The following is a 15,357-nucleotide window of genomic DNA, read 5'->3' on the forward strand; positions in this document are numbered from 1 at the left end:
CGGACCCGCCCGGCACGATCCACCGGACCCGCCCGGCACGATCCGCCGGACCCGCCCGGCACGATCCACCGGGCAGGTCCGTAGCCTCGCGGGGCCCCCTTCGCGTACGGTTGACGGCTGCCCAGCACGTCAGAAGGGGGCCCGGTGGCCGCTCAGGCTCAACAGGAAACCGCGGTCGGCTCGGTTCACGACGCGGCGCACGAAGCGGCGCACGACTCCGTACGCGACCGAGAGATCAGCGTGGAACAGGCACACCTCGACCGGGTGTACCGGCGCCTCGAGGAGAAGATCCACGAGGCCGAGTTCCTCATGCACGACGCGGCCCGGCGCGGCCAGGTCGGCACGCCCGGCGCGCTGGCCGAGCGCGACGCCCAGGTGTTCCGGGCGGGCATCCACCTCAACCGCCTGAACAACGAGTTCGAGGACTTCCTCTTCGGCCGTATCGACCTGCTGCCCGGCAAGGACGGCAAGAAGGGCCCGGACGGCGCGTACACCGCGGTCGAGCCGGCCGAGGGCGCGGTCCGTCCCGACCGCACGGCCGACATCGCCGAGACCCTGCACATCGGCCGCATCGGCGTGCTCGACGAGGACTACGCGCCGCTGGTCATCGACTGGCGGGCGCCTGCGGCGGGCCCGTTCTACCGCTCCACCCCGGTCGACCCGGGCCGGGTCGTGCGCCGCCGGGTCATCCGCTCCAAGGGCCGCCGCGTCCTCGGTGTCGAGGACGACCTGATGCGCCCCGAGCTGACGGCCTTCCTCGACGGCGAGGAACTGCCGGTGATCGGCGACGGGGCCCTGATGGCCGCGCTCGGCCAGGCCCGCACCCACACCATGCGGGACATCGTCGCGTCGATCCAGGCCGAGCAGGACATGGTGATCCGCGCGCCCGCCTCCTCCGTCACCTATGTCGAGGGCGGGCCCGGCACCGGGAAGACCGCCGTCGCTCTGCACCGGGCGGCCTACCTCCTCTACCAGGACCGGCGCCGGTACGCGGGCGGCATCCTCATCGTCTCGCCGACCCCGCTGCTGGTCGCCTACACCGAGGGCGTGCTGCCCTCCCTCGGCGAGGAGGGCCAGGTCGCCATCCGCGCGATCGGCTCGCTCGTCGACGGCGCCGAGGCCACTCTCTACGACTCCCCGTCGACGGCCCGCGCCAAGGGCTCGTCGCGGATGCTGAAGGTGCTGCGCAAGGCCGCCCGCGGCGCCCTGGAGCTGAGCGGCGCGCCGGACCGGCTCCGGGTCGTCGCCTTCGGCCGCCGGCTGGAGCTCCGGGCGGAGGAGCTGGACCGGGTCCGCCGCGCCGTGCTCGGCGGCACCGCCCCGGTGAACCTGCTCCGCCCGCGGGCCCGCAAGCTGCTGCTCGACGCGCTGTGGGAGCGCTCCGGCGCGGCCGGCCGGCACACCGACCCGGAGCTGGCCGCCGAGCTGCGCTCCTCCTTCGACGAGGACGTGGCCGGCGAGGACGAGTTCATCGCCTTCCTCGACGCCTGGTGGCCCGAGCTGACGCCGCGGGCCGTGCTGGAGGCCATGGCCGACGAGCGCCGGCTCGGCCGCTGGGCGCGGCGGGTCCTCAACCCCGGCGAGGTGCGCCGGGTCGCCCGCTCGCTGCGCCGGCAGGGCCACTCCGTGCACGACATCGCCATGCTCGACGAGCTCCAGGCGATTCTCGGCACCCCGGCCCGTCCGCGCCGCAGGCGCGAGATGGACCCGCTGGACCAGCTCACCGGTCTGGAGGAGCTGATGCCGGTGCGTGAGGAGACGCAGCGCGAGCGGGCCGAGCGCCTGGCGCAGGAGCGCACCGAGTACGCGCACGTCATCGTCGACGAGGCGCAGGACCTCACGCCGATGCAGTGGCGCATGGTCGGCCGCCGCGGCCGGCACGCCACCTGGACGGTCGTCGGCGACCCGGCCCAGTCCTCCTGGTCCGACCCCGACGAGGCCGCCGAGGCCCGTGACGAGGCCCTCGGCACCCGCCTGCCCGGCGCCCGGCTCCCCGCCGGGGGAGGCGGCGCGGGCCGCCCGTCCCGCGGCCGCCGCTTCGAGCTGACGGTGAACTACCGCAACCCGGCCGAGATCGCCGAGCTGGCCGCGAAGGTGCTCGCGCTCGCCATGCCCGGCGCGAAGGCGCCCTCGGCGGTGCGCTCCACCGGCGTGGAGCCGCGCTTCACCGTCGTGAGGGACACGCTGGAGCGGACCGTGCGGACGGAGGCCGAGCGGCTGCTGGAGCAGGTCGACGGCACGGTCGGCGTGGTCGTCGCCATGAACCGGCGCGAGGAGGCCCGGCGCTGGCTGGCCGGGCTCGGCGACCGGGTGGTGGCGCTCGGCAGCCTGGAGGCGAAGGGCCTGGAGTACGACGCGACGCTCGTCGTCTCGCCCGCGGAGATCGCGGACGAGTCGCCGGCCGGCCTGCGGGTGCTCTACGTCGCCCTGACCCGGGCCACCCGGCAGCTCACCGTCGTCTCGGGCGAGCGGGACGAGCCGGACAGGGCCGGGGTGCCGGACCTGCTGCGGGACTGACGGGCGGGCGGCGCCGTGGGGCCGACCGGGGGACGGGAAGAGGAACTCCCGCCACGGGAATTGCCCTACCGGATCCGTTTGTTAGCCTGGACGTGACACCGGCCCGATCCAAGCCCCCGGGCCCAACCTTCGTCGCTACGAGCGACCACTTGCCGCGAGGCGAGCATGGCGGGTCGGTGTCGCTGAACGTGAGAGAGGCCCACGTCGCACTGTGACGTGGGCCTCTTTCGCTGCCCGGACGCCTGACGCGAGCTGATCCACTCTCGTATGGTGGAAGTTGTTTTCCGATATCAGCCCCTCCTCGTGAACAAAACGTCCGCAATCCTGTGCGGCTACCACGTACTCAGGGGTAGGTGCGACGATCGGACGGCACAACCCGCTACACGGTGAAAGCAGAGGAAGTCGGCCATGGCAACGGCGCCCAGCGTCTCCTACTCGATGACGGTCCGGCTGGAGGTGCCCGCGAGCGGAACCGCGGTCTCTCAGCTCACCACGGCCGTCGAGTCCCACGGAGGCTCGGTGACCGGCCTCGACGTCACCGCGTCCGGCCACGAGAAGCTCCGTATCGACGTCACCATCGCGGCCACCTCCACGGCGCACGCCGAGGAGATCGTCGAGCAGCTGCGCGGCATCGAGGGCGTCACGCTCGGCAAGGTCTCCGACCGTACGTTCCTCATGCACCTCGGCGGCAAGATCGAGATGGCGTCGAAGCACCCCATCCGCAACCGTGACGACCTCTCCATGGTCTACACGCCGGGTGTGGCCCGCGTCTGCATGGCGATCGCCGAGAACCCCGAGGACGCCCGCCGCCTGACCATCAAGCGCAACTCCGTTGCGGTCGTGACGGACGGCTCGGCGGTGCTGGGCCTCGGCAACATCGGCCCCAAGGCCGCGCTGCCGGTCATGGAGGGCAAGGCGGCCCTCTTCAAGCGCTTCGCCGGCATCGACGCCTGGCCGATCTGCCTCGACACCCAGGACACCGACGCCATCGTCCAGATCGTCAAGGCGATCGCCCCCGGGTTCGCCGGCATCAACCTGGAGGACATCTCCGCCCCCCGCTGCTTCGAGATCGAGGCACGACTGCGCGAGGCCCTGGACATCCCGGTCTTCCACGACGACCAGCACGGCACCGCGATCGTCGTGCTCGCCGCCCTGACCAACGCGCTGCGCTGCACCGGCAAGGCGATCGAGAACATCCGGGTCGTGATGTCCGGGGCCGGCGCGGCCGGTACGGCCATCCTGAAACTGCTGATCGCCGCGGGCCTGAAGAACGCGGTCGTCGCCGACATCCACGGCGTGGTCCACGCGGGCCGCGAGGACCTGGTCGACGCAGCCCCGGACTCGGCGCTGCGCTGGATCGCCGAGAACACCAACCCCGAGAACCTCACCGGCACGCTGAAGGAGGCCGTGCGCGGCGCGGACGTCTTCGTCGGCGTCTCGGCGCCCAACGTCCTCGACGGCGACGACGTGGCCGCCATGGCCGACGACGCCATCGTGTTCGCGCTCGCGAACCCCGATCCCGAGGTGGACCCGGCGATCGCCCGCCAGACGGCGGCAGTTGTGGCGACCGGCCGCTCGGACTTCCCCAACCAGATCAACAATGTGCTGGTCTTCCCGGGTGTCTTCCGCGGCCTGCTGGACGCGCAGTCCCGCACCGTCAACACGGAGATGATGCTGGCCGCGGCGCAGGCCCTGGCGGACGTGGTGACCGAGGACGAGCTGAACCCGAACTACATCGTCCCGAGCGTCTTCAACGACAAGGTCGCGGGCGCGGTGGCCGGCGCGGTGCGGGAGGCGGCCAGGGCCGTCGAAGCGACGCCGTCCGTCTCGTAGGGGGCTGTGAGGATTGCCACGGTTGACGCCCGGCGCGTCGCGGAACCCGGGTCCTTGCCTCGCCTCTATGGTGACGGCCAGGATCAGGGGCGCTCTTCGTGTGACTCCCACGGGTGTTCTCACGACTCCACCGGGTGCCGGATTGGCTTTCCCGCCGCAGGTAGGGGCAGGATGCTTCCTCAGGACCGCGTCCCTGGGGGGCACCCCCAAGGGCGCGAGGGTCAGAGGGACGGACCCGGGTCCGGGAACTCACCGAGGACCTGGCAGCATCGGCTTCGCTGGTGCCCGACATGCGGCCTTCGCCGCGTGGCACGCCTCAACGGCAAGAAGAACACGGGAGTAAGAACATGAACCGCAGTGAGCTGGTGGCCGCGCTGGCCGACCGCGCCGAGGTGACCCGCAAGGACGCCGACGCCGTGCTGGCCGCGTTCGCCGACGTCGTCGGCGACATCGTCTCCAAGGGGGACGAGAAGGTCACCATCCCTGGCTTCCTCACCTTCGAGCGCACCCACCGTGCCGCTCGCACCGCCCGCAACCCGCAGACCGGCGAGCCGATCCAGATCCCGGCCGGCTACAGCGTGAAGGTCTCCGCGGGCAGCAAGCTCAAGGAAGCGGCCAAGGGCAAGTAAGCCCCGCCGCTCGTGCGCCACGCGACGGCGTACGGGGCCCACGGGGCCCTGTGAAGCGCGAAAACGCCGATGGGGCGGCCCCCGGTGAAGGGGGCCGCCCCATCGGCGTGTAGGGGCCCGGACGGTGCCGGCCGAGCGCCACTGCCATATGGACCCCCGACCGGGGCGGTGCTGTGCCCGGCCGGAGTGGAGGGGTGGGTGTCAGCCGAGCGCCTTGCCCGGCAGCTCCACCTTCGCGCCGAGCTCGACGAGCTTCTCCATGAAGTTCTCGTAGCCCCGGTTGATGAGCTCGATGCCGTGGACCCGGGAGGTGCCCTGGGCCGCCAGGGCGGCGATGAGGTAGGAGAAGCCGCCGCGCAGGTCCGGGATGACCAGGTCGGCGCCCTGGAGCTTGGTGGGACCGGACACGACCGCGGAGTGCAGGAAGTTGCGCTGGCCGAAGCGGCAGTCGGAACCGCCGAGGCACTCGCGGTAGAGCTGGATGTGGGCGCCCATCTGGTTCAGCGCGGAGGTGAAGCCCAGCCGGGACTCGTAGACCGTCTCATGGATGATCGACAGGCCCGTGGCCTGGGTGAGCGCCACCACCAGCGGCTGCTGCCAGTCCGTCTGGAAGCCGGGGTGGACGTCCGTCTCCAGTGCGATCGACTTCAGCTGGCCCCCGGGGTGCCAGAAGCGGATGCCCTCGTCGTCGATCTCGAAGGCGCCGCCCACCTTCCGGTAGGTGTTGAGGAACGTCATCATCGAGCGCTGCTGGGCGCCGTGGACGTAGATGTTGCCCTCGGTGGCGAGCGCCGCGGAGGCCCAGGACGCGGCCTCCAGCCGGTCCGCGAGGGCGCGGTGGGTGTAGCCGCCGAGCTTGTCGACACCGGTGATGCGGATGGTGCGGTCGGTGTCCATCGCGATGATCGCGCCCATTTTCTGCAGGACACAGATCAGGTCCTCGATCTCCGGCTCGACGGCCGCGTTGGACAGCTCGGTCACGCCCTCGGCCAGCACGGCCGTCAGCAGGACCTGCTCGGTCGCGCCGACCGACGGGTACGGCAGCCGGATCTTCGTACCGCGCAGCCGCTGCGGAGCCTCCAGGTACTGGCCGTCGGCCCGCTTCTCGATGGTCGCGCCGAACTGCCGCAGCACGTCGAAGTGGAAGTCGATGGGCCGGCCACCGATGTCGCAGCCGCCGAGGCCCGGGATGAACGCGTGCCCGAGGCGGTGCAGCAGCGGGCCGCAGAACAGGATCGGGATGCGCGACGAGCCCGCGTGGGCATCGATGTCGGCGACGTTCGCGCTCTCCACGTGCGTCGGGTCGAGGACCAGTTCGCCCGGCTCGTCACCCGGACGGACCGTCACCCCGTGCAGTTGCAGCAGACCGCGCACGACCCGCACGTCACGGATGTCCGGAACGTTGCGCAGTCGACTTGGCTCACTGCCCAGCAGAGCGGCGACCATGGCCTTCGGTACGAGGTTCTTCGCACCGCGGACACGGATCTCGCCCTCCAGCGGGGTTCCGCCGTGGACAAGCAGGACATCGTCGTTGACGGTCATGAATCTCGCGTTCCGATGAGTCGGGCAGGGGTCGGCCGATCATTTTGGGGAGGGGCCGGAGAGACAGAGTAATCGCCGTGTGCCCCCCTTCCGTAAGCCCAGGCGCGACCCAGTCATGTCATCGCTGTGTCACAACACGAACCGTTCCGCGGTGGGCACATGGGGTCACCGGGCCATCCGTGCGCCCGGACCGCACCGGTGCGCCCTGAGCTGCCTTCACCCCCATGACCCGGTTGCCTCCCCATGCCGAGGCAAGATGCGGGATCATGTCTGGCATGACCGAGGTGTCCTCGCTCACAGGACGGCTGCTCGTGGCCACCCCCGCCCTGGCGGACCCGAACTTCGATCGTGCGGTGGTGCTTCTTCTCGACCACGACGAGGAGGGCTCCCTGGGTGTCGTCCTCAACCGTCCGACGCCGGTGGACGTGGGCGACATCCTGGAGGGCTGGGGGGAGCTCGCCGGCGAGCCCGGGGTGGTCTTCCAGGGCGGCCCGGTATCGCTGGACTCCGCGCTGGGCGTCGCCGTCATCCCCGGCGGCTCCGGCGAGGGCGGCCCGCTGGGCTGGCGCCGGGTGCACGGCGCGATCGGTCTCGTCGACCTGGAGGCCCCGCCGGAGCTGCTGGCCTCGGCCCTGGGCTCCCTGCGGATCTTCGCCGGATACGCCGGCTGGGGTCCCGGCCAGCTGGAGGACGAGCTGGTGGAGGGCGCCTGGTACGTGGTGGAGTCCGAGCCCGGGGACGTCTCCTCACCGGCGCCGGAGAGACTCTGGCGCGAGGTGCTGCGCCGCCAGCGCAACGAGCTGGCCATGGTCGCCACGTATCCGGACGACCCTTCGCTCAACTGACGGCTGTGAGCTTCAGTACCCTTGCCGTATGAGCACTCTCGAGCCCGAGCGCGGGACTGGTACGGGGACCCTCGTAGAGCCGACGCCGCAGGTGTCCCACGGCGACGGCGACCACGAGCGCTTCGCCCACTACGTCCAGAAGGACAAGATCATGGCGAGCGCCCTCGACGGCACGCCCGTCGTGGCGCTGTGCGGCAAGGTCTGGGTGCCGGGCCGCGACCCCAAGAAGTACCCCGTGTGCCCGCTGTGCAAGGAGATCTACGAGTCCATGAGCAGCGGCGGCGACGGCAAGGGCGGCAAGGGCGGCGACAAGTAGCCGGCCGAGAGTGGTTCAGACCTCCGGGGTACGGACCTCTTGTGGGCGTCCCCGGCGGTCCCTAGGCTCCGTCCGTGCCGCGGGACGAGCTCGCTCATGACCTGATCCCGGCGCCGCGCGCCGTCGAGCACGGTGAGCGCGGCGCCGTGGTGCTGGACGCGGACACCGCCCTGTGGGCCGCCCCCGGCACGGGCACCTCCGCACGCTGGATCCGCGCCACGCTCGGCGCGGCCCTGGGCCTGCCCTTCCCGCCCGCCGCCGCGCAGGACGCCCCCGGCTCCGTACGGCTGCTGCTGGACGGCTCGCTCGGGTCCGAGGCCTACCGGCTTACCGTCGCCGCCGGCCCCGGGATCGAGATCCGCGGCGGCGACGCGGCCGGTGTCTTCCGGGGCGCCCAGACCTTGCGCCAGCTGCTCGGCCCGGACGCCTTCCGGCGCGCCCCGGTACGGCCTCGGGCCCCCCGTTCCGTCCCGGCCCAGCGCGTCGAGGACGCCCCGCGCCTCCGCTGGCGCGGTCTCCTGCTGGACGTGGCGCGGCACTTCACGCCCAAGGACGGCGTCCTGCGCCACCTCGACCTGATGGCCGCGCACAAACTCAACGTCCTCCACCTCCACCTGACGGACGACCAGGGCTGGCGCCTGGAGATCAAGCGGTATCCGCGGCTGACGGAGGTCGGCTCCTGGCGGGCGCGCACCAGATTCGGCCACCGGGCGTCCCCGCTGTGGGAGGAGAAACCGCACGGCGGCCACTACACCCAGGACGACATCAGGGAGATCGTCGCCTACGCCGCCGAGCGGCACATCGCCGTCGTCCCCGAGATCGACGTACCCGGCCACTCGCAGGCCGCGATCGCCGCGTACCCGGAACTCGGCAACACCGACGTCGTCGACACCGGCGCCCTGACCGTCTGGGACGACTGGGGGATCTCCCCGCACGTGCTCGCGCCCACGGACCACACCCTGCGCTTCTACGAGGGCGTCTTCGAGGAGGTGCTCGGCCTGTTCCCGGCGGACGCCGCCGAGTTCTCGGAGTTCGTGCACATCGGGGGCGACGAGTGCCCCAAGGAGCAGTGGCGGCGGTCGCCCGCCGCGCAGACCCGCAAGGCCGAACTCGGGCTCGCGGACGAGGACGCGCTCCAGGCGTGGTTCATCGGCCATTTCGACCGCTGGCTGGCCGCGCGCGGGCGCCGGCTCATCGGCTGGGACGAGATCCTGGAGGGCGGATTGGCCGCGGGTGCCGCCGTGTCCTCCTGGCGCGGTTACGCGGGCGGGATCGCGGCCGCGCGGGCGGGCCACGACGTCGTCATGTGCCCTCACCAGCACGTGTACTTGGACCACCGCCAGGCGCCCGGCCCGGACGAGCCCGTGCCGATCGGCCATGTGCGCACCCTGGAGGACGTCTACCGCTTCGAGCCGGTTCCGCCGGAGCTCGACCGGGAGCAGGCGCGCCGGGTGCTGGGCACCCAGGCCAATGTGTGGACCGAGGTGATGGAGGACGCCGGGCGCGTGGACTACCAGGTCTTTCCCCGGCTGGCCGCGTTCGCCGAGGTCGCCTGGAGCGCCCTGCCCGCCTCCGGGGAACGGGACTTCGCCGGCTTCGAGCGGCGGATGGCCGCCCACTACCGGCGCCTGGACGCCCTGGGCGTCGCCTACCGGCCGCCCACCGGACCGCGGCCGTGGCAGCGCCGGCCCGGCGTCCTCGGCCGCCCCGCCGAGGGGCCGCCGCCCCACGGGTAGCGGTCCCGGCCACCGCGGGGCGGTTGGTCCCGGCCGCCGCGGGGAGCCGGTTCCCGCCGCCGTGGGCGCCGCCCGGCGGGCAGCCGTATCGAACAGACGGTGGAAAAAGACCGCAGGAGTCAGCGAAGAGGGGGAATTCGCCCGCACCGGTGATGCGGTGCCAAAACGGACGAGGTCCCCGGTGAGACGGGTGAAAGGCTCCTGACGGACCCCCGCGTTCGGGCCCTGCGAAGATGTGCCAGAGTTGCCACGTCCGGCCTGTCAGCACGTACCGTACGGCACACAGGTGGGACCAGTGGGGGCAGCGGGAAGGGGCAGCCGGTTTGACCACGCACGCACCGCAGGCGGCGCAGGCCGTCACGCTGCCCACGACGCTGGACGAGGCCGTGGCGGCGCTCACCGCCACGCCGGCCGCCGTGCCCGTGGCGGGCGGCACCGACCTCATGGCCGCCGTCAACTCCGGGCAGCTCAGGCCCGCAGCGCTGGTCGGGCTCGGCCGCATCAGCGAGATCCGCGGCTGGCAGTACCAGGACGGGCATGCGCTGCTCGGCGCGGGCCTCACCCACGCCCGCATGGGCCGCCCCGACTTCGCCGCCCTGATCCCCGCGCTCGCCGCCGCCGCGCGCGCCGCGGGCCCGCCGCACATCCGCAACGCGGGCACCCTGGGCGGCAACATCGCCTCGGCCGCGCCCACCGGGGACGCGCTGCCCGTGCTGGCCGCCCTGGAGGCGACGCTGATCGTCGCGGGCCCGGGCGGAGCCCGCCGGGAGGTCCCGGTGTCGCATCTGCTGGCCGGGGTGGAGATGCTCCGCGGGGGCGAGCTCGTCGGCTACGTGCGCGTGCCGCTGCTGCACGCGCCGCAGGTCTTCCTGAAGGCGACCGGCCGGACGGGGCCGGGCCGGGCCGTCGCGTCCGTGGCCCTGGTCCTCGACCCGGCGCGGCGCGGGGTGCGGTGCGCGGTCGGCGCCATAGCGCCGATGCCGCTCAGGCCGCTGGACGCCGAGCAGTGGGTGGCCCAGCTCATCGACTGGGACAACAGCCGCGCGATCGTCCCCGAGGCGCTCAACGCCTTCGGCGAGTACGTCGCCGCGGCCTGCATCCCCGACCCGGCCCCGGCCGAGGACGGGTCCGTACCGCAGCTTCCGCCCGCCGTACTGCACCTGCGGCGCACCGTCGCCGCGCTGGCCCGACGAGCACTGGGGAGGGCGTTGTCGTGACCGACGACCAGCACGCCGAGGGGACGCCCGCGAGCGGCGGCCGCTGGGACCCGCTGCCGCAGGGCGACTACGACGACGGCGCCACCGCCTTCGTGAAGCTCCCCGAGGGCGGCATCGACGCCCTGCTGGCCGCCCACAGCCCGCTCGCCGCGCCCGGTCACGGCTATGTGCCGCCGCAGATAACGGCGACGTCGGCCCAGGCCGAGGTGGCCGATCCGGCGGCCACGGGCCACTGGGCCGTGCCCGCCGAGGGTGCCCAGTGGCCCGACCCGAACGCGGTGCCCCAGGAGCCGGGCGCGGACGACCGGTTCACGTACCAGCCGGGCGCCACCCAGCAGTGGCACTTCACGGAGCAGCACGGGACCCACGGGGGCCAGGAGCTCCCGGGGGGCGGAGCCGCCCAGGGAGACCAGGGCCCCTACGGCGGCCAGGAGACCCACGGCGGCCAGGAGACCCACGGCGGCCAGGCGTCCGATGGTGGTCGGGGAACTCATGGGGGCCAGGCGCAGGACGGGTCCGGACACGACGTCACCGGGCAGTGGTCGATCCCCGTCGCCGGAGGTGACCTTCCGGACGAATCGGGCGAGTTCACCACGTCCTCCCTGATGCAGCAGTGGGGCGGCACGCCTCCCGCCACGCTCCCCGGCGGCGCGCCCGCGCCCTGGGCGACGGAGGGGGCGGGCGCGCCGTGGGGGCAGCAGCCCGCGCCGGACGGCGAGCACCGGCCCGAGGGGGCGTACGCCGACGCCGGAGCGGGTGCCCCGTACACGGAGGAGCGGCCGTACGCGGATGAGCGTGCGTACGCGGACGACGGGCAGCGGTACGCCGACGAACAGCCGTACGGGGAAGACCAGTCGTACGGAGAGGGCCGGTCGTACGTCGACGAGCGGTCGTACGCCGACGAGCGCGGTAACGCCGAGCCGCCGGGGTATGCCGACGAGCAGACGTCGCACGCCGCCGCCGAGCCCGCGGGCGCCGATCCGGACCCGGGGCCCGCGCACGGCGGTCCTGGAGCGCACCCGGGCGACCACTCCCCGGCGCACACCCCCGCGCGGCCCGCCCCGCACGCCCCCGAGCGGCACGTTCCGCGGCACGCGCCGTACCCGGACGACACCGCGGCCGCGCCCGACGAGGACACGGAGGGCGGCACGGACGGCGCTTCCGGTGCGTACGACGCTCACGAAGCGGACGGCGCGCACGACGGCGCGGACGGTGCCGAGCCGTCGCCCGGACGCTCCGAGCGGGCCGCATCCCCCGCCCGCTCGACCGCCGGCGCCCCCGAGGACGCCGAGGGGGCCGCAAAGGCCCCCGGCGGCCCCGCTGGGCGTCCCGCGGGTCCCGCCCCGGCCGAGGAGGCCGCGCCCGGTCCCCGGCCCGCCCGGGGGCCCGCCACGGCCTCCGGCTCCACGGCCCCGGACGCGACGTCCGCGGATTCCGGCGACGGGGACCCGGACCCCGTGGGCCCGGACCCGAACTCCTTTGCCCCGGACACCCGTTCCGAGGGGGAAGCGCAGGGGCCGGCGCCCGCGGACGACGACACGCTCTCCGCCTCCCCGCACGACGAGCATCCGCTCGCCTCGTACGTGCTGCGCGTCAACGGCACCGAACGACCCGTCACCGACGCCTGGATCGGCGAGTCGCTGCTGTACGTGCTGCGCGAGCGGCTCGGGCTCGCCGGCGCCAAGGACGGCTGCTCGCAGGGCGAGTGCGGCGCCTGCAACGTGCAGGTGGACGGACGGCTCGTCGCCTCCTGCCTGGTGCCCGCGGTCACCGCGGCCGGCAGCGAGGTGCGCACCGTCGAGGGCCTGGCCGCCGACGGGCGGCCCTCGGACGTGCAGCGGGCGCTGGCCCGGTGCGGGGCGGTGCAGTGCGGCTTCTGCGTGCCCGGCATGGCGATGACCGTGCACGACCTGCTGGAGGGCAACCCGGCGCCGAGCGAACTGGAGACCCGCCAGGCCCTGTGCGGCAACCTGTGCCGCTGCGCGGGCTACCGGGGCGTCCTGCGGGCCGTCCAGGAGGTCGTCGCCGAGCGCGACGCGGACGCGGGGGGCGGCGCCTCCGAGCCGGACGCCGGCGAGCCGCGCATCCCGCACCAGGCGGGCCCGGGCGCCGGGGGAGTGCACCCCTCCGCGTTCGAGTCCCCCGAGACCGCACCGCACGACCCCTACGGCCAGGACGGAGGCCAGGCATGAGCAACGAGGCCGCCACCGCCCCCGCGGAGACCGCCCCCGTCTCCGAGCCGCCGCACGGCATCGGTTCCTCCCTGCCGGCCGCCGACGCCCCGGCCAAGACGGAGGGCACCTTCCCGTACGCGGCCGACCTGTGGGCCGAGGGCCTGCTGTGGGCGGCCGTGCTGCGCTCACCGCACCCGCACGCGCGCGTGCTGTCCATCGACACCAGCCACGCGCGCGAGATGCCCGGCGTGCGCGCCGTCGTCACCCATGAGGACGTGCCCGGCACCCCGGTGTACGGCCGCGGCAAGGCCGACCGCCCGGTGTTCGCCTCCGACGTCGTCCGCCACCACGGCGAGCCCATCGCCGCCGTCGCCGCCGACCACCCGGACACCGCGCGGATGGCCGCGGCCGCCGTCATCGTCGAGTACGAGGTGCTCGACCCGGTGACCGACCCCGAGCAGGCCTTCGAGGCCGAGCCGCTGCACCCCGACGGCAACCTGATCCGCCACATCCCGCTGCGGCACGGCGACCCGGACGCGGCCGGCGACGTCGTCGTCGAGGGCCTGTACCGCATCGGCCGCCAGGACCCGGCCCCGATCGGCGCCGAGGCCGGCCTCGCCGTGCCCCGCCCGGACGGAGGCGTCGAGCTGTACCTGGCGTCCACGGACCCGCACACCGACCGCGACACGCTCGCCGCCTGCTGCGGGCTGGACCCCGAGCGCGTGAAGATCGTCGTCACCGGTGTGCCCGGCGCCACCGCCGACCGCGAGGACCAGGGCTTCCAGCTTCCGCTCGGCCTGCTGGCGCTGAAGACCGGCTGCCCGGTGAAGCTGACGGCGACCCGCGAGGAGTCCTTCCTGGGCCACACGCACCGCCACCCGACCCTGCTGCGCTACCGCCACCACGCCGACGCCGAGGGCAGGCTGGTGAAGGTCGAGGCGCAGGTCCTGCTCGACGCGGGCGCCTACGCCGACACCTCCTCCGACGCCCTGGCCGCGGCCGTGGCCTTCGCGTGCGGCCCGTACGTCGTCCCGAACGCCTTCATCGAGGGCTGGGCCGTGCGCACCAACAACCCGCCCTCCGGCCATGTCCGCGGCGAGGGCGCGATGCAGGTGTGCGCCGCCTACGAGGCGCAGATGGACAAGCTGGCCAAGAAGCTCGGCCTGGACCCGGCGGACGTCCGCCTGAGCAACGTCCTGGCCACCGGCGACGTCCTGCCGACGGGCCAGACGGTCACCTGCCCGGCCCCGGTCGCCGAACTGCTCCAGGCGGTACGGGACCACCCTCTGCCGCCGCTGCCCAAGGACTCCCCCGAGGAGGAGTGGCTGCTGCCGGGCGGCCCCGAGGGCGCGGGCGAACCCGGCGCCGTACGGCGGGGCGTGGGCTACGGCCTGGGCATGGTGCACATGCTCGGGGCGGAGGGCGCCGACGAGGTGTCCACGGCGACCGTGAAGGTCCAGGGCGGCGTGGCGACCGTGCTGTGCGCGGCCGTGGAGACCGGCCAGGGCTTCACCACGCTGGCCCGGCAGATCGTGCAGGAGACGCTCGGCATCGACGAGGTGCACGTGGCGCCGGTCGACACCGACCAGCCCCCGGCGGGCGCGGGTTGCCGCGGCCGGCACACCTGGGTCTCGGGCGGCGCGGTGGAGCGCGCGGCGAAGATGGTCCGTACGCAGCTCCTGCAGCCCCTCGCCCACAAGTTCGGCATGTCCACCGAGCTGCTCCAGATCACCGACGGCAAGATCACGTCGTACGACGGGGTGCTGTCCACCACCGTGACGGAGGCGATGGACGGCAAGGAGCTGTGGGCCACCGCCCAGTGCCGTCCGCATCCCACGGAACCGCTCGACGAGTCCGGGCAGGGCGACGCCTTCGTGGGTCTCGCGTTCTGCGCGATCCGCGCGGTGGTCGACGTGGACATCGAGCTCGGGTCGGTCCGGGTGGTCGAGCTGGCCCTCGCCCAGGACGTCGGCCGGGTGCTCAACCCGGGGCAGGTCGCCGCCCGCATCGAGGCGGGCGTCACGCAGGGCGTCGGCATCGCCCTCACGGAGAACCTGCGCACCCCGCGCGGGCTGATCCGCCATCCCGACCTCACCGGGTACGCGCTGCCCACCGCCCTGGACGCGCCCGACATCCAGATCGTCAAGCTCGTCGAGGAGCGGGACGTGGTGGCTCCCTTCGGCGCGAAGGCGGTCAGCGCGGTGCCCGTGGTGACCTCCCCGGCGGCGATCGCCTCCGCCGTGCGCGCCGCCACCGGCCGCCCGGTCAACCGCCTTCCGATCCGCCCCCAGGCCGCGGTGGTGACCACCCAGTGAGCGGCCGCCACCCGGACCCGGACGCCGAGGGCCCGCGCTACGAACCCCCGCCCGGCGTCGGCAAGCTGCTCGTCTGGGTCCTGGTCTTCGCGCTGGCCGCCCTGGCGGTGGTGCTGGGCGGGGTGTACTTCACCTAGGGCCAATACCGGTGACTTTGGTGGGTTCTGGTCGTTGGGTGGGTTGTGCCAAGGCCGGGTCAGGTGAAGTCGTCGGGGGTTGATCGGTTCTCGGAT

11 protein-coding genes are annotated in these 15,357 nt (G+C 73.7%); 10 read left to right on the plus strand and 1 reads right to left on the minus strand.

Translation table 11 applies throughout. From position 1 onward, the window contains the following. The first annotated feature begins 144 nt into the window (after positions 1 to 144). The 3 genes from ACF1A5_RS30485 to ACF1A5_RS30495 all read left to right on the plus strand — a co-directional run bounded on the left by ACF1A5_RS30485 (position 145) and on the right by ACF1A5_RS30495 (position 4,979). Entirely contained in the window at positions 145 to 2,517 is a 2,373-nt protein-coding gene (locus ACF1A5_RS30485; protein WP_392196098.1) for a HelD family protein, read from the plus strand. 408 nt (positions 2,518 to 2,925) lie between these two features. After that, complete coding sequence (locus ACF1A5_RS30490; protein WP_392196099.1) at positions 2,926 to 4,350, plus strand: NAD-dependent malic enzyme; 1,425 nt, start codon at positions 2,926 to 2,928, stop codon at positions 4,348 to 4,350. A gap of 347 nt (positions 4,351 to 4,697) precedes the next feature. Then, positions 4,698 to 4,979, plus strand: a complete 282-nt coding sequence (locus tag ACF1A5_RS30495; RefSeq protein ID WP_003990598.1) for an HU family DNA-binding protein — start codon at positions 4,698 to 4,700, stop codon at positions 4,977 to 4,979. Positions 4,980 to 5,180: 201 nt separating this feature from the next. On the opposite strand, the gene murA is transcribed toward ACF1A5_RS30495, so the two are convergent. Beyond that, positions 5,181 to 6,521 carry a UDP-N-acetylglucosamine 1-carboxyvinyltransferase gene (gene murA, locus ACF1A5_RS30500; RefSeq protein WP_392196100.1) on the minus strand — a complete coding sequence of 447 codons (1,341 nt, stop codon included), beginning with the start codon at positions 6,519 to 6,521 and terminating at the stop codon, positions 5,181 to 5,183. A gap of 275 nt (positions 6,522 to 6,796) precedes the next feature. Between murA and ACF1A5_RS30505 the strand changes: the two genes are divergently transcribed. From ACF1A5_RS30505 to ACF1A5_RS30535, 7 genes are all read left to right on the plus strand, one after another. Beyond that, positions 6,797 to 7,366 (plus strand): YqgE/AlgH family protein, encoded by a 570-nt coding sequence (locus ACF1A5_RS30505; protein WP_392196101.1) that lies wholly within the window; start codon positions 6,797 to 6,799, stop codon positions 7,364 to 7,366. A gap of 28 nt (positions 7,367 to 7,394) precedes the next feature. Next, positions 7,395 to 7,682 (plus strand): DUF3039 domain-containing protein, encoded by a 288-nt coding sequence (locus tag ACF1A5_RS30510; RefSeq protein WP_356189713.1) that lies wholly within the window; start codon positions 7,395 to 7,397, stop codon positions 7,680 to 7,682. A gap of 74 nt (positions 7,683 to 7,756) precedes the next feature. Next, a complete protein-coding gene (locus ACF1A5_RS30515; protein ID WP_392196102.1) occupies positions 7,757 to 9,418 on the plus strand; it encodes a beta-N-acetylhexosaminidase in 1,662 nt (553 codons plus the stop codon). Between the two features lie 323 nt (positions 9,419 to 9,741). Then, positions 9,742 to 10,635 carry an FAD binding domain-containing protein gene (locus ACF1A5_RS30520; RefSeq protein ID WP_392196103.1) on the plus strand — a complete coding sequence of 298 codons (894 nt, stop codon included), beginning with the start codon at positions 9,742 to 9,744 and terminating at the stop codon, positions 10,633 to 10,635. Beyond that, on the plus strand, positions 10,632 to 12,827 hold the full coding sequence (locus tag ACF1A5_RS30525) for a 2Fe-2S iron-sulfur cluster-binding protein (RefSeq protein ID WP_392196104.1): 2,196 nt from the start codon (positions 10,632 to 10,634) through the stop codon (positions 12,825 to 12,827). The genes ACF1A5_RS30520 and ACF1A5_RS30525 overlap by 4 nt, the downstream gene beginning before the upstream one ends. Then, on the plus strand, positions 12,824 to 15,124 hold the full coding sequence (locus tag ACF1A5_RS30530) for a xanthine dehydrogenase family protein molybdopterin-binding subunit (protein ID WP_392196105.1): 2,301 nt from the start codon (positions 12,824 to 12,826) through the stop codon (positions 15,122 to 15,124). The genes ACF1A5_RS30525 and ACF1A5_RS30530 overlap by 4 nt, the downstream gene beginning before the upstream one ends. Further along, positions 15,121 to 15,261: a hypothetical protein gene (locus tag ACF1A5_RS30535; protein ID WP_392196106.1), complete on the plus strand. Its 141-nt coding sequence runs from the start codon at positions 15,121 to 15,123 to the stop codon at positions 15,259 to 15,261. Before ACF1A5_RS30530 ends, ACF1A5_RS30535 begins: the two co-directional genes overlap by 4 nt. The last annotated feature ends 96 nt before the right edge of the window (positions 15,262 to 15,357 follow it).

The organism is Streptomyces sp. NPDC014864, assembly GCF_043081525.1.
Lineage (GTDB): Bacteria > Actinomycetota > Actinomycetes > Streptomycetales > Streptomycetaceae > Streptomyces.